Origin of the sequence: Burkholderia stagnalis, assembly GCF_039848545.1 — a bacterium.
Lineage (GTDB): Bacteria > Pseudomonadota > Gammaproteobacteria > Burkholderiales > Burkholderiaceae > Burkholderia > Burkholderia stagnalis.
Map to the genome: position 1 here is coordinate 126,185 of NZ_CP156686.1, position 16,630 is coordinate 142,814.

Here is a 16,630-nt window from a genome sequence, read left to right on the forward strand (position 1 = left end):
GACGTCGCCGGCGTTGTTCGCGACGGCGTTCGGGCCAATGGCGACCGAGTCGGTACCGAGGGCCTTGCTGTCCGCTGCGGTCGAGTTCGCGTGGAAATACTTGATGCCCTGGCTGTTGATGTTGTTGATTGCCGAGCCGACGTTGTTCGCGGTGGTGGTGGTGCCGTTCGCGTTGTACGTGGTGTACGACGGCGCGGAGACGGTGCCGGTCGCAGGGTTGTAGGTCGAGCCGCCGCCGAGTGCTGCGGCAGTGCTGTTGCCGAGGTTATTGGTCGTGGAGACGGTTGTGCTCAGGCCGGTGGACAACGAGTTGACGCCGCTTTGTGCGGTGCTGATACCCGTCGACGTCGACGTGGAAAGCGAAGCAACCGAGCTGTTGGTTGCGCTCAGGCCGGTCGACAGCGAATTGACGCCGCTCTGTGCGGTGCTGATGCCGGTCGAAGCCGACGTCGAGAGCGAAGTGACCGAGCTATTGGTCGCGCTCAGGCCGGTCGACAGCGAGTTGACGCCGCTCTGCGCGGTGCTGATGCCGGTCGAAGCCGACGTCGAGAGCGAAGTGACCGAGCTATTGGTCGCGCTCAGGCCGGTCGACAGCGAGTTGACGCCGCTCTGCGCCGTGCTGATGCCGGTCGAAGCCGAAGTCGAGAGCGAAGTGACCGAGCTATTGGTCGCGCTCAGGCCGGTCGACAGCGAATTGACGCCGCTCTGCGCGGTGCTGATGCCGGTCGAAGCCGAAGTCGAGAGCGAAGTAACCGAGCTATTGGTCGCGCTCAGTCCGGTCGACAGCGAATTGACACCGCTTTGTGCGGTGCTGATGCCGGTCGAAGCCGAAGTCGAGAGCGAAGTAACCGAGCTATTGGTCGCGCTCAGTCCGGTCGACAGCGAATTGACACCGCTCTGCGCGGTGCTGATGCCGGTCGAGGTCGACGTCGAGAGCGAAGTGACCGAGCTATTGGTCGCGCTCAGGCCGGTCGACAGCGAGTTGACGCCGCTCTGCGCGGTGCTGATGCCGGTCGAAGCCGAAGTCGAGAGGGAAGTGACCGAGCTATTGGTCGAGCTCAGTCCCGTCGACAACGAGTTGACGCCGCTTTGTGCGGTGCTGATCCCCGTCGAAGCCGACGTCGACAGCGAAGTGATCGAGCTGTTGGCCGACGAAATGCCGGTCGATGCCGAGGTCGACAGGCTCGCGATACTCGACGTCGTCGTGCTGGCAACCGCGTACAACTGGCTGCCGTTGATGGCATCGGTACTGGCCGCACCGACGAGGCCGGCCGCGACATTCTGGATACGGCGCTCCGACCCGGCCGCACCAACGCTGACGACCCCCGCCGACGCGTTCGAGCCGGCGTATGTGCCGAACGTCGTGCTGCCGATCGTCGTGCTGCTTACGGTACCCGTGCCGCCCGTCGCTGTCGTGGCGGTTCCCGACGTCACCGCGCCCGAACCGAGCGCGACCGAGCCGGCGACATTGGCGCTGGAACCCGAGCCGAACGCCAGCGCATTCGTCGCACTCGAATTTGCGTTGTCCCCCAGCGCGATGCCGTATGCGTTGTTCACGGTTGCCGCACGACCAACCGCGATGCCGGAGGTTGCCGTCGCAACGACCGACGACTGTCCGCCGACCGCGATGCCGTCCGTCGCCGCCGAGTTCGCAGCGGCCGTAGTGTTGCCGCCGATCGCAACCGATCCGGTGTTCGTCGCTTTCGCGCCGCTGAACGTTCCTGCGACGCTGCCGCCCCCCACTGCGACAGCATTGGTGCCGGACGCGGTCGCGAAATTGCCGTAAGCCGATGCGCCGGTCGCGCTTGCCGTCGCCGCGTTGCCGGTCGCAACCGAATTTGCACCGCTCGCGGACGCGAAATTGCCGAGCGCCGTCGCGTAATTGGCATTCGCGTTGGCGGTATTGCCGAATGCCGACGCATCGTTGCCGGATGCGGTCGCGCTGAAACCGACCGCGGTTGCGGACAACGGTGTCGTGCCGCTACCCAGCGCGTACGCATTCTGCCCGATGGCAATGTCCCCGGCCGTCAGGGCCTTGGACGTGGCGCCAAGTGCCACGGCGTTGCTGCCGGCGCTGGTGGCGGACGTGCCGAGCGCAATCGCGTTGGTGTTTTGCGCCGATGCGCCATTGCCGATCGCCGTACCGCTCGCGCCCGACGCCACGCTGGTGTTGCCCAGCGAAACGGAACCCGTCCCGGTCGACGTATTGGAGTTGCCGAGCGCAATGGCGCCTTGTCCGTTCGCGGTATTGTTCGCGCCTACCGCCACGGCGCCGGTGCCGGTCGCAACGTTCGGGTCGCCGATCGCGACCGCGCCGTTGCCGCTGGCCGACTGCTGGTTACCGATCGCGACCGCGCCGATGCCGCTGCTCGCCGTCGACTGATAGCCGATTGCCGTCGAGCCGAGGCCGGCGGTGGCCAATACCGTGTTGCTGTCGCCGATTGCGACGGTCGAAGCCGAGCGTGCGTTCGTAAAGTGCCCGATCGCGACGGCGTTCGCGGCCGTTGCCGACGCGCCGTTCCCGAGCGCATAGCTCGACGCGCCGGACGACAGCGCGTTGAAGCCGAACGCAGCCGAGAACGCGCCCGACGCAGTCGCCTGGTGACCGACCGCCGTGGCGAATTGGGTCGCATAGGCCCCCATGCCGACTGCGGTGGCGGCCTGACCGGCGGCCGTCGTAAAGCTTCCGAACAACGTGACGGCGAGGAAGTTGCCGCCGTTGGCGTTACATCCCGCCACGTTCGACCAGACGCCGCTTCCGTCAACGGGGTTCGTTGAGGCGGCGTAATTCGTGACCCCGTCCGGCCCGACTCCAGCGCCCGAGTTGCATGTCAGATTGCTGGAATACGTCGAGGCGTTGACCAGCGGGGCGCCGGCCAGCAGCAACAGGCTGACCAGCAGCTTGACCGAAGCAGAGCGTTTGCTCTTGCCTCGTGCCGAGGCCAATTCCGACGCGGCAACCCAGGTTCCCAGGGCCTCGTTCCAGATCGAACGGTATGCACGATTCATCTCTAGCCACCTCTAGCTAATGACGCAACACCCGTGGCCTTTTCGTTAGATGAATATGCCGTTCGAGCGCGCAAAAAATATAATTTGATGCGCGAAGTTTATTTGGGATAAGTTTTTGAGATTGACAAGAAATGATAAATAAAGGGGCTTGAAAGTTAAAACATGGTTAATACGTGGTGCAGGCGAAGGATTGCTCGTTGTCGTTTGTTAATAACTGTGAAGGCATCATGTAATGCGCTCGGCATGGGCGATTGTTATGATAAGTCATTGTTTATAAAGGAATGTATGTTGTGGCGGAGGTGATTTAGGAGATGTTTTGCCTCTATCCGTAATACAAATGAAAGAGCAAACGTTTGCGGATTCGTGGGGTTGTTCGAAATTGTAATGTGATCAATTGTGAGATATTTGGTTCTTATTTTGGGTCTGCGTGATCATTAAATTAATATATTTATATTTTTATGTTTCTTGAGTGTTGTGCTGGCTTGTCTGATGTGGACTGATTTGCAAGTTCATGAAATATAAGAATTCCCTATGCCGGTCTTCGCATCGCACCGACCGGAGAGGCCGTTGCAGCGGGCAGGTGAGCGGCTGGTCGAGCGACCAATGCACAAAAAAGTAATGGTCGGCAGTATTGTTTCTGTCTCGTTCTTTCGATGGCTTTATGCGCTGCTCTGGAATCAATGTGCAGGAGATCGGGTAAGCCAATTTGAAATGGCGTTTCATTTTCCCGCTGTCGATTGCGAGGGCAGTCGGATCCGGGAGCGTCGGCAAAAAAGGACCGGAACGCCTGCGGCGTTCCGGTCAGCGTGACCGTCGGGTGAGGATCGCGCGATGCCGACGATTCGGCTCCCCGGCCGGGAGGCCGTGCCGGTTTACCAGCTGTACCCGTACCCGGCGCCGTACGTCCGGTTACTACCCGACACGCCGACGCCCAGCTTGAGGATGCCGTTGGGCGACAGGTGTGCGCTGGCGCCTAACGCCATCCCGGATTGCCCGGCGAACCGGGCGACGCCGACTGCAAGATTGATCGTCTTGCCCGGTTCGACCTGCGGCAGCATGGTCAGCGCCGTCGCTGCGGCGATCCCCTGCCGCGCCATCGAGTCGGTCTGCTGCAGCTGCGAGCCGAGGCTGTTGATCTGCGCCTGCTGGTTCTGCATCGATTGCGACACGGACGTCGAGAGCGTGTTGAGCTGATTCAGGTTGACCGCATCGGTGCCTTGCGTACCCGGCGCGACGTTGATGACCTGGCGCTGCTGCGTGTCGTTGCCCACCGACACCACGTTCGAGCGGTTGCTGTCGTTCGACGCGGCGCCGATGGCCACCGAGTTCGAGCCGGCCGTGACGATCGGGCGGTCGTTGCCGGTGCCGTTCATGTCGGCCGCGATGCCGTTGTTGTTCGCCGTGCGCGTGGTGTTGTTGTTCACCGTCGTCGACAGCTGGCTCAACTGGTTGTTGATGTTGGTCACGCCGGTGGACAGCGACGCCACCGTGCTGTTGGTCGAGCTCAGGCCCGTGGACAGCGAGCCGATGCCGGTCGAGGTCGAGGTCGACAGCGACGTGAGGTTGCTGTTGGTCGAGCTCAGGCCGGTGGACAGCGAGCTGATGCTGGTCGAGGTCGACGTGGACAGCGACGCGACGGAGCTGTTGGTCGAGCTCAGGCCGGTGGACAACGAGCTGATGCCGGTGGACAGCGACGAGATGTTCGAGGCGGTCGACGTCGACAGGCTGTTGACGGCCTGGTTGGTCGCATTGAGCTGGCTGCCGTTGATCGCGTCGGTGCTGGTGGCCGAGATGCGGCCGGCGGCGACGTTGGTGATCTGGCGTTCGGCGCCCGGTGCGCCGACGCTCACGACGCTGGTCGGCGTGCTGCCGGCGAAGAAGTAGGTGACGCCGCCGATCGTCGTGCTGGACGTCGGGTTGGCGGCGGCCGTGATGGAGCCGGTGCCGAGCGCGACGTCGTTGATGTTGTTGGCGACGGCGTTCGAGCCGAAGGCGAGCGAGCCGGCGGCGGCGGCCGTGGAGGTGTTGCCGAGGGCGAGCGAGCCGTTGCCGGTGGCGGAGTTGGCGTTGCCGATGGCCAGGGCGCCGTTGCCGGTGGCGGTGTTGTTGGCGCCGAGCGCGACCGCGCCGGTGCCGGTGGCTACGTTCGGATCGCCGATCGCGACCGCGCCGTCGCCGATCGCCGTGTTCGCGACGCCGATCGACACGGCCTTGCCGCCTGTTGCCGACGCGTTCTGGCCGATGGCGACTGCACCGTTCGACGACGCGTTCGCACCGTCGCCGACCGCGACGCTGCTGGCGCCGGAGGCGCTGGCGTTCACGCCTGCCGCGATGGCGTTGACGCCGGAAGCACCGTCGTTGTTGTAGTTGGCCTGCTGGGTGCCGTTGTCGTTGACGCTGTAGTAGTGCGTCTTCGCGGCCTGGATCGCGGTCGAGGTCGACGTCGACAGCGATGTGAGGTTGCTGTTGGTCGTGCTCAAGCCGGTCGACAGCGAGCCGATGCCGCTCGACGTGGAGGTCGACAGCGATGCGACCGTGCTGTCGGTCGTGCTCAGGCCCGTAGACAGGGAGCTGAGGCCGGTCGAGGTCGAGGTGGAGAGTGATGCGACGGTGCTGTTGGTCGAGCTCAGGCCGGTGGACAGGGAGCCGATGCCGGTCGAGGTCGAGGTGGAGAGCGACGCGATGGTGCTGTTGGTCGAGCTCAGGCCAGTCGACAGCGAGCCGATGCCGGTCGAAGTCGAGGTGGACAGCGATGCGACGGTGCTGTTGGTCGAGCTGAGGCCGGTGGACAGCGAGCCGATGCCGGTCGAGGTCGACGTGGACAGCGAGGCAATCGAGCTGGTCGCCGTCGAGATGCCGGTCGATGTCGAGGTCGACAGCGAAGCGACGGAACTGTCGGTCGAGCTGAGGCCGGTGGACAGGGAGCTGATACCGGTCGAAGTCGAGGTGGACAGCGAGGTGATCGAGCTAGTTGCCGTCGAAATGCCGGTCGACGTGGAGGTCGACAGGGAGGCGACGGAGCTATCGGTTGAGCTGAGGCCAGTGGACAGCGAGCTGATGCCGGTCGACGTCGAGGTGGACAGCGAGGTGATCGAGCTAGTTGCCGTCGAGATGCCGGTCGACGTGGAAGTCGAGAGCGAAGCGACGGAGCTATCGGTCGAGCTCAAACCGGTCGACAGGGAGCTGATGCCGGTCGAAGTCGAGGTGGACAGCGAAGCGATCGAGCTGGTGGCTGTCGAAATACCGGTCGACGTGGAAGTCGACAGCGAAGCGACGGAGCTATCCGTCGAGCTGAGGCCGGTGGACAGCGAGCTGATGCCCGTCGAAGTCGACGTGGACAGCGAGGCAACCGAGCTGTTGGTCGAGCTCAGACCGGTGGACAGCGAGCTGATACCCGTCGAAGTCGACGTCGAGAGGGAGGCGATCGAGCTGGTGGCCGTCGAAATACCCGTCGACGTGGACGTCGACAGGGAGGCGACGGAGCTATCGGTCGAGCTCAACCCAGTCGAGAGCGAGCTGATACCGGTCGAAGTCGAGGTGGACAACGAAGTGATCGAGCTGGTTGCCGTCGAGATACCGGTCGAGGTCGAGGTGGACAGCGAGGCGATCGAGCTGGTGGCCGTCGAAATGCCGGTCGACGTGGAGGTCGAGAGCGAAGCGACGGAGCTGTCGGTCGAGCTCAAACCAGTCGAGAGCGAGCTGATACCGGTCGAGGTCGAGGTGGACAGCGAGGCGATCGAGCTGGTCGCCGTCGAGATACCGGTCGACGTGGAGGTCGACAGCGAAGCAACGGAGCTGTCGGTCGAGCTGAGGCCAGTCGACAGCGAGCTGATGCCGGTCGAAGTCGACGTGGACAGCGAAGCGATCGAGCTGGTCGCCGTCGAGATGCCCGTTGACGTGGACGTCGAGAGCGAGGCGACGGAGCTGTCGGTCGAGCTCAAACCGGTGGACAGGGAGCTGATACCGGTCGAAGTCGAGGTGGACAACGAGGTGATCGAGCTAGTTGCCGTCGAAATGCCGGTCGACGTGGAGGTCGAGAGCGAGGCGACGGAGCTATCGGTCGAGCTGAGGCCAGTCGACAGCGAACTGATACCCGTCGAAGTCGAGGTGGACAGCGAAGCGATCGAGCTGGTCGCCGTCGAGATACCCGTCGACGTGGAGGTCGACAGCGAAGCGACGGAGCTGTCGGTCGAGCTGAGGCCGGTGGACAGGGAGCTGATACCGGTCGAAGTCGAGGTGGACAACGAGGTGATCGAGCTAGTTGCCGTCGAAATACCGGTCGACGTGGAAGTCGACAGGGAAGCAACGGAGCTGTCGGTCGAGCTCAGCCCGGTCGACAGCGAGCTGATACCGGTCGAAGTCGAGGTGGACAACGAGGTGATCGAGCTAGTTGCCGTCGAAATGCCTGTCGACGTGGAAGTCGACAGCGAAGCAACGGAGCTGTCGGTCGAGCTCAGCCCGGTCGACAGGGAGCTGATACCGGTCGAAGTCGAGGTGACAACGAGGTGATCGAGCTAGTTGCCGTCGAAATGCCTGTCGACGTGGAAGTCGACAGCGAAGCAACGGAGCTGTCGGTCGAGCTCAGCCCGGTCGACAGCGAGCTGATACCGGTCGAAGTCGAGGTGGACAACGAGGTGATCGAGCTAGTTGCCGTCGAAATGCCTGTCGACGTGGAAGTCGACAGCGAAGCAACGGAGCTGTCGGTCGAGCTCAAACCGGTGGACAGCGAGCTGATACCGGTCGAAGTCGAGGTGGACAACGAGGTGATCGAGCTAGTTGCCGTCGAAATGCCTGTCGACGTGGAAGTCGACAGCGAAGCAACGGAGCTATCGGTCGAGCTCAAACCAGTCGAGAGCGAGCTGATACCGGTCGAGGTCGAGGTGGACAACGAGGCGATCGAGCTGGTTGCCGTCGAGATGCCGGTCGACGTGGAGGTCGAGAGCGAGGCGACGGAGCTATCGGTCGAGCTCAGGCCGGTGGACAGCGAGCTGATACCGGTCGAGGTCGACGTGGACAACGAGGCGATCGAGCTGGTGGCCGTCGAGATACCGGTCGACGTGGAAGTCGAGAGCGAGGCGACGGAGCTATCGGTCGAGCTCAAACCGGTGGACAGCGAACTGATACCGGTCGAGGTCGACGTGGACAACGAGGTGATCGAGCTGGTGGCCGTCGAAATGCCGGTCGACGTGGAGGTCGAAAGCGAAGCGACGGAGCTATCCGTCGAGCTCAAACCGGTGGACAGCGAGCTGATGCCCGTCGAGGTCGATGTGGACAGCGAGGCAATCGAGCTGGTCGCCGTCGAAATGCCCGTCGACGTGGAAGTCGACAGGGAGGCGACGGAGCTGTCGGTCGAGCTCAAGCCAGTGGACAGCGAGCTGATACCCGTCGAAGTCGACGTCGAGAGGGAAGCAATCGAGCTGGTAGCCGTCGAGATACCGGTCGACGTGGAGGTCGACAGGGAAGCGACGGAGCTGTCGGTCGAACTCAAACCTGTCGACAGCGAACTGATACCCGTCGAAGTCGACGTGGACAGCGAAGCGATCGAGCTGGTGGCCGTCGAAATGCCGGTCGACGTGGAGGTCGAGAGCGACGCGACGGAGCTGTCGGTCGAGCTCAAACCAGTCGAGAGCGAGCTGATACCGGTCGAGGTCGAGGTGGACAGCGAAGCGATCGAGCTGGTAGCCGTCGAGATACCCGTCGACGTGGAAGTCGACAGCGAAGCGACGGAGCTATCGGTCGAACTCAAACCAGTCGAGAGCGAGCTAATGCCCGTCGAAGTCGACGTGGACAGCGATGCAATCGAGCTGTTAGCCGTCGAAATACCGGTCGACGTCGAGGTCGACAGCGAAGTCACGCTGCTATCCGTCGTCGAGAGCCCGGTCGACAGCGACGCAATCGCGCTGTCGGACGTCGACAGTGTCGAGGACAACGATGCGACGGTACTGTTCGTGCTCGACAGGCCGGTGGACAGCGAGCCGATGCCGGTCGAAGTCGACGTGGACAGCGACGTGATGCTCGAATCGGTCGTGCTCGCGACTGCGTAGAGCTGGCTGCCGTTGATCGCGTCCGTGCTGGACGACGTGATCCGGCCGGCCGCCACGTTGGTGATCTGACGCTCCGCCCCTGCGTTGCCGACGCTCACGACGCTCGACGGCGTGGCGCCAGCGAAGTTGCCGTACGTCGTCGAGCCGATGGTCGCGCTGCTGGTCGGGTTCGCGGCCGCGGTGACGGAGCCGCTGCCAAGCGCGACGTCGCCCGCGTTGTTCGCGATGGCGTTCGGGCCGATCGCGACCGAGTTGGCGCCGAGGGCTTGGCTGTCCGGCGCGGTCGAGTTCGCGTGGAAGTACTTGATGCCCTGGCTGTTGATGTTGTCGATCGCCGAGCCGACGTTGTTGGCGGTGGTGGTCGTGCCGTTCGCGTTGTACGTGGTATACGACGGTGCCGAGACCGTGCCGGTCGCCGGGTTGTAGGTCGAGCCGCCGCCGAGTGCTGCGGCGGTGCTGTTGCCGAGGTTGTTGGTGACGGTGGTGACCGAGCTCAGGCCGGTGGACAGCGAGCTGATGCCGGTCGAGGTCGACGTGGACAGCGAGGCGATCGAGCTGGTGGCCGTCGAGATACCCGTCGACGCCGATGTGGACAGCGAGGCGACGGAACTGTTGGTCGAGCTAAGGCCGGTGGACAACGACGTGATGCCGCTTTGCGCGGTGCTGATGCCGGTCGAAGCGGAAGTGGACAGCGAGCTGATGCCGGTCGAAGTCGACGTGGACAGCGAGGCGATCGAGCTGGTGGCCGTCGAAATACCGGTCGACGTGGAAGTCGAGAGCGACGCGACGGCGCTGTTGGTCGAGCTGAGGCCGGTGGACAACGACGTGACGCCGCTTTGCGCCGTGCTGATGCCGGTCGAAGCGGACGTGGACAGCGAGCTGATGCCGGTCGAAGTCGACGTGGACAGCGAGGCGATCGAGCTGGTGGCCGTCGAAATACCGGACGACGTGGAAGTCGAGAGCGACGCGACGGCGCTGTTGGTCGAGCTGAGGCCAGTGGACAACGAGGTAACACCGCTTTGCGCGGTGCTGATGCCAGTGGAAGCGGACGTGGACAGCGAGCTGATGCCGGTCGAAGTCGAGGTGGACAGCGAGGCGATCGAACTGGTCGCCGTCGAAATACCGGTCGACGTGGAAGTCGAGAGCGACGCGACGGCGCTGTTGGTCGAGCTGAGGCCAGTGGACAACGAGGCAACACCGCTTTGCGCGGTGCTGATGCCGGTCGAAGCGGACGTGGACAGCGAGCTGATGCCGGTCGAAGTCGAGGTGGACAGCGAGGCGATCGAACTGGTGGCCGTCGAAATACCGGTCGACGTGGAAGTCGAGAGCGACGCGACGGCGCTGTTGGTCGAGCTGAGGCCAGTGGACAACGAGGTAACACCGCTTTGCGCGGTGCTGATGCCGGTCGAAGCGGACGTGGACAGCGAGCTGATGCCGGTCGAAGTCGAGGTGGACAGCGAGGCGATCGAACTGGTCGCCGTCGAAATACCGGTCGACGTGGAAGTCGAGAGCGACGCGACGGCGCTGTTGGTCGAGCTGAGGCCAGTGGACAACGAGGTAACACCGCTTTGCGCGGTGCTGATGCCAGTCGAAGCGGAGGTGGACAGCGAGCTGATGCCGGTCGAAGTCGAGGTGGAAAGCGATGCGATCGAACTGGTGGCCGTCGAAATACCGGTCGACGTGGAAGTCGACAGCGAGGCGACGGAGCTATCGGTCGAGCTCAAGCCAGTGGACAGCGATCCGATGCCGGTCGAGGTCGAGGTGGACAGCGAGGCAATCGAGCTGGTGGCCGACGAGATGCCCGTCGACGTCGATGTCGACAGCGATGCAACGGAACTGTTGGTCGAGCTGAGGCCAGTGGACAACGAGGTGACACCGCTTTGCGCGGTGCTGATGCCGGTCGAAGCGGAGGTGGACAGCGAGCTGATGCCGGTCGAAGTCGAGGTGGACAGCGAGGCAATCGAGCTGGTGGCCGACGAGATGCCCGTCGACGTCGATGTCGACAGCGATGCAACCGAGCTGTTGGTCGAGCTGAGGCCAGTGGACAACGAGGTAACACCGCTTTGCGCGGTGCTGATGCCGGTCGAAGCGGAGGTGGACAGCGAGCTGATGCCGGTCGAGGTGGATGTGGACAGCGAGGCAATCGAGCTGGTTGCCGACGAGATACCGGTCGAAGCCGAAGTCGACAGGGAAGCAACCGAGCTGTTGGTCGAGCTGAGGCCAGTGGACAACGAGGTAACACCGCTTTGCGCGGTACTGATGCCGGTCGAGGTCGAGGTGGACAGCGAGGCAATCGAGCTGGTGGCCGACGAGATGCCCGTCGACGTCGATGTCGACAGCGATGCAACCGAGCTGTTGGTCGAGCTGAGGCCAGTGGACAACGAGGTAACACCGCTTTGCGCGGTACTGATGCCGGTCGAAGTCGAGGTGGACAGCGAGGTGATCGAGCTGGTGGCCGACGAGATACCCGTCGACGCCGATGTGGACAGCGATGCAACGGAACTGTTAGTCGAGCTCAGACCGGTCGACAGAGAATTGATACCGCTCTGCGCGGTGCTGATGCCGGTCGACGTGGAAGTCGAGAGGGACGCGACGGAACTGTTTGTCGAGCTCAGGCCAGTGGACAGCGAATTGACACCGCTTTGAGCCGAGCTGATGCCGGTCGAAGTCGAGGTGGACAGCGAGGCGATCGAGCTGGTGGCCGACGAGATGCCTGTCGACGTCGAGGTCGACAGCGATGCGATCGAACTGGTCGCCGTCGAAATACCGGTCGACGTGGAAGTCGACAGCGAAGAGACGGAGCTGTTGGTCGAGCTGAGGCCAGTGGACAACGAGTTGACACCGCTTTGCGCGGTACTGATGCCGGTCGAAGCGGAAGTGGACAGCGAGCTGATGCCGGTCGAGGTCGATGTGGACAGCGAGGCAATCGAGCTATTGGCCGACGAGATACCGGTCGAAGTGGAGGTCGACAGCGATGCAACGGAGCTGCTGGCCGAGCTGAGACCGGTCGAAGTGGAGGTCGACAACGAAGCGACGGAGCTGTTTGTCGAACTCAGGCCAGTGGACAACGAATTGACGCCGCTTTGCGCGGTGCTGATGCCGGTCGACGCGGACGTGGACAGTGACGCGACTGAACTGTTGGTCGAACTGATGCCGGTCGACAGCGAGCCGACGGCCGTCGACGTGGACGTCGACAGGGTATTGATCGCGGTGTTGGTCGCATAGAGCTGCGAGCCGTTGATCGCGTCGGTGCTGGAAGCGGAGATCCGACCTGCGGCAACGTTGGTGACCTGACGCTCGGCGCCGGCTGCGCCGACACTGACGACGCTGCTCGGGGTCGTGCCGGCAAACGAGTAGCTCGTGCCGCCAATGGTGGCGCTGGCGGTCGGATTTGCAGCTGCCGTGACGGAGCCGTTGCCGAGCGCGACGTCGCCGGCGTTGTTCGCGACCGCGTTCGGGCCGATCGCGACGGAGTTGGTGCCGAGAGCCTGGCTGTCCGGCGCGGTGGAATTCGCGTGGAAATACTTGATGCCCTGGCTGTTGATGTTGTCGACCGCGGAGCCGACGTTGTTGGCGGTGGTGGTGGTGCCGTTCGCGTTGTACGTGGTGTACGACGGCGCCGACACGGTGCCGGTCGCAGGGTTGTAGGTCGAGCCGCCGCCGAGTGCTGCGGCAGTGCTGTTGCCGAGGTTGTTGGTCGTGGAGACGGCCGTGCTCAGGCCGGTGGACAGCGAGTTGACGCCGCTTTGTGCGGTGCTGATACCCGTCGACGTCGACGTGGACAGCGAAGTAACCGAGCTGTTCGTCGTGCTCAGCCCGGTCGAAAGTGAGCCGATGCCGGTCGAAGTCGACGTGGAGAGCGAGACGATCGAGCTGTTGGCCGACGAAATCCCGGTCGAAGCCGACGTCGACAGCGACGTCACCGAGCTATTGGTTGCACTCAGTCCAGTCGACAGCGAATTGACGCCGCTTTGCGCGGTGCTGATGCCAGTCGAAGCGGACGTGGACAGCGAAGTAACCGAGCTGTTCGTCGTGCTCAGCCCGGTCGAAAGTGAGCCGATGCCGGTCGAAGTCGACGTGGAAAGCGAGGTGATCGAGCTGTTTGCCGATGAAATCCCGGTCGAAGCCGACGTCGACAGCGACGTCACCGAGCTGTTGGTTGCACTCAGTCCGGTGGACAGCGAGTTGACGCCGCTTTGCGCGGTGCTGATGCCGGTCGAAGCGGACGTGGACAGCGAAGTAACCGAGCTGTTCGTCGTGCTCAGCCCGGTCGAAAGTGAGCCGATGCCGGTCGAAGTCGACGTGGAGAGCGAGACGATCGAGCTGTTGGCCGACGAAATCCCGGTCGAAGCCGACGTCGACAGCGACGTCACCGAGCTATTGGTTGCACTCAGTCCAGTCGACAGCGAATTGACACCGCTCTGCGCGGTGCTGATGCCGGTCGAAGCGGACGTGGACAGCGAAGTAACCGAGCTGTTCGTCGTGCTCAGCCCGGTCGAAAGTGAGCCGATGCCGGTCGAAGTCGACGTGGAAAGCGAGGCGATCGAGCTGTTGGCCGACGAAATCCCGGTCGAAGCAGACGTCGACAGCGACGTCACCGAGCTATTGGTTGCACTCAGTCCAGTCGACAGCGAATTGACGCCGCTTTGCGCGGTGCTGATGCCAGTCGAAGCGGACGTGGACAGCGAAGTAACCGAGCTGTTCGTCGTGCTCAGCCCGGTCGAAAGTGAGCCGATGCCGGTCGAAGTCGACGTGGAGAGCGACGCGATCGAGCTGTTTGCCGACGAAATCCCGGTCGAAGCCGACGTCGACAGCGACGTCACCGAGCTATTGGTCGCGCTCAGTCCAGTCGATAACGAAGTGATGCCGCTCTGTGCGGTACTGATGCCGGTCGAAGTCGACGTCGACAGCGAAGCAACCGAGCTATTGGTCGCGCTCAGCCCAGTCGACAACGAATTGACCCCGCTTTGCGCGGTACTAATCCCGGTCGAAGCCGACGTGGACAGCGAAACGATCGAGCTATTGGCCGACGAAATGCCGGTCGATGCCGAGGTCGACAGGCTCGTGATACTCGACGTCGTCGTGCTGGCAACCGCATACAACTGGCTGCCGTTGACGGCATCGGTACTGGCCGCACCGACGAGGCCGGCCGCGACATTCTGGATACGGCGCTCCGACCCGGCCGCACCAACGCTGACGACCCCCGCCGACGCGTTCGAGCCGGCGTACGTGCCGAACGTCGTGCTGCCGATCGTCGTGCTGCTGACGACACCCGTGCCACCGGTTGCCGTCGTGGCGGTTCCCGACGTCACCGCGCCCGAACCGAGCGCGACCGAGCCGGCGACGTTGGCCGTGGCACTCGGGCCGAGCGCCAGCGAATTGCTCGCGGACACGGTCGAACCCGTGCCGATCGCCACGCCCGACGTCGCCGCGCTCTGCACGACGGAATTGCGCCCGACCGCAATCGACGTGGTGGCGAGCGCCGCCGAACCGCCAGTGCCCGAACTGTTGCCGCCGCCGATCGCGATCGCGCTGCTGCCGGACGCGGTGGCATCGTTGCCGAGCGCGGTCGAGCCGATGTTCAGCGCCTTCGCGCCCGAACCGATGCCGATCGCGCTCGCACCGCTCGCCGTGGTCGCCTGACCGAATGCCTGGGAGAAATCGGCCGAGGCCGTTGCGTTCGCGCCAATCGCGATCGCCGTTGCTCCGCTGGCCGTCGTGGTGCTGCCGGAGTTGCCGCCGATCGCGATCGACTGGGTGCCTGTCGCCACGACGGAGCCACCGGCGCCGCCCGCAGAGTACTGCGCATGCGCGAAGTTGGCGGCGCCCGCACCCGCCACGAGCACCGCACCCACAACGACCTTCGCCACGGCGGACTTGTTCGGCTTGCCGCGAGCGGTAGAAATTTCCGATGCGGCGACCCATGCGCCGAGCGCTTCGTTCCAGATCGAGCGATATGTGCGGTTCATGCCTGGCTACCTCCAAATGATCACGCAACACACCAGGCATTTCGTCTGATAATTCAACCCGTGTTCACGCGTATATCTCAAATTTGGACGGAGTGTATTTGAACGGAATTTTTTGATTTATAAGGATTGATAAATCGAGGTGGGTTTAAAGTTTAAATTATGTTAGTTCGAAATAATCTGATGGATGAATTGTCGGATTATTGATTGGATGAGGTTAATTGATTTGTAATATTTGCGGGGTTGAGTGCGGGTGGGAAAGGTGTTTTTTTACATGGGGTTACGTGACATGTCTTGCCTATATGTCCGCTGATTGGTCGCAATGATAAGACGATAAGAAGAGCAAACGTTTGCGGCCAGATCGAATCTTTCGATTGTGTAATTTATATTTTGATAGGGATGGATCGGCGGTCGTTGATTTTAATTTAATGAGTTAAATGTATTCTGATGATGTTGATTTCCAGTGTGTCTTGTTTTGAGACACATTCGATCCATGCGATGGACGGGTAATGTCGACTATGCCGAGCGGCGCATCGACCGCTTCGGCAGGTGCAGCGGAACGATCAGGGGGACGCGGCGTTTCGTGCGCCGGGAGACGAAGGGAAAAGCGCGTGCGCCGCGCTCGTTACGAGGCGCGGCGCGTAATTTTTACCTGATGCGTGGCGCCGCGCCGCCTGGAGGATTCACTTCCTGAGAAACCGCAGCGCAAACCGCGCCATGCGCGGAACGAACATCGGCCGCAGCAGCCGCTTGTCGTAGCCGGCCATGCGCCGGTCGTTCTCGGCGAGGCACAGCTCGATCAGTTCGCGCGGCTCGAGCGCATCGCCGACGGCCGCGGTGCCGGTTGCCGGGAAGTTCGCGTCGCGCGCGACGCCTTCGGCGTCGATCCCGCGCGCGATGCCGATGCGCTCCCAGATCAGGAACGCCCACACCGCGGCGACCTTCGCGAAGAACGCGGGCCGGCGCCACCACGCCAGGTTGCGCCAGTACCACGCGTACCAGTTGACGAAAAACAGGATGTGCCGGCCTTCTTCCTGGATCACCGGTTCGAAGGTGTCGACGAGTTCGGGCGGGAAATAACCGGAGCGCTGCGCGGTGCGGAACAGGCCGAATGCGAAGAAGCTGTCGATGCACTCGCTGAAGCCCGTCACCATCCACGCCCATTCGGCGTTCTTCGGCGCGGGGTAGGCCGGCTCGGGCGCGAGCGCGATGCCGTATGCCTCGACCAGTTTCGACAGCACGACCTTGTGGCGCGCTTCCTCGCCGCCGTCCATGTCGAGCGCCTGCCGCAGCAGCGGCTCGCGCACGGTCGACGCGAACGTTGCGACGCGAATCGACGCGCGGCCTTCCGTTTGCACCGCGATGTCCCAGATCGGCAACGACGTGAGCCGCGCGAGCGCTTCGGGATCGAGAGGCGGCCAGTCGATCACGGCCGGCTTGTACGGGTTGTGCGTGTCGAGCAGCATGCGGCAGAACATCTGCATGTGCGCATCGGAACCGATCTTCACCGGGCCTGGCTTCTCGAAGGTCCAGTTGCGCATTGCGTGATCTGCTGCCTGCTCGTGGCGCAGCATGTCAGTCATGGCATTTTTATCGCGATTACGGAGTGAA

At 63.2% G+C, this 16,630-nt stretch carries 1 protein-coding gene and 3 pseudogenes; all 4 read right to left on the reverse strand.

The features are described from left to right. Window positions 1-18 precede the first annotated feature (18 nt). Window positions 19-3,009, reverse strand: a pseudogene (locus tag ABFO07_RS34735) (ESPR-type extended signal peptide-containing protein); the annotation flags it as partial. An 872-nt stretch (window positions 3,010-3,881) separates the two neighbouring features. Then, window positions 3,882-4,001: pseudogene (locus tag ABFO07_RS34740) on the reverse strand (YadA-like family protein); the annotation flags it as partial. Next, window positions 3,984-15,022 (reverse strand): annotated as a pseudogene (locus ABFO07_RS17480) (ESPR-type extended signal peptide-containing protein); the annotation flags it as partial. The pseudogenes ABFO07_RS17480 and ABFO07_RS34740, both read right to left, overlap by 18 nt. 680 nt (window positions 15,023-15,702) lie before the next feature. Continuing rightward, a complete protein-coding gene (locus tag ABFO07_RS17485; RefSeq protein WP_059907479.1) occupies window positions 15,703-16,602 on the reverse strand; it encodes a hypothetical protein in 900 nt (299 codons plus the stop codon). Between the last annotated feature and the right edge of the window lie 28 nt (window positions 16,603-16,630).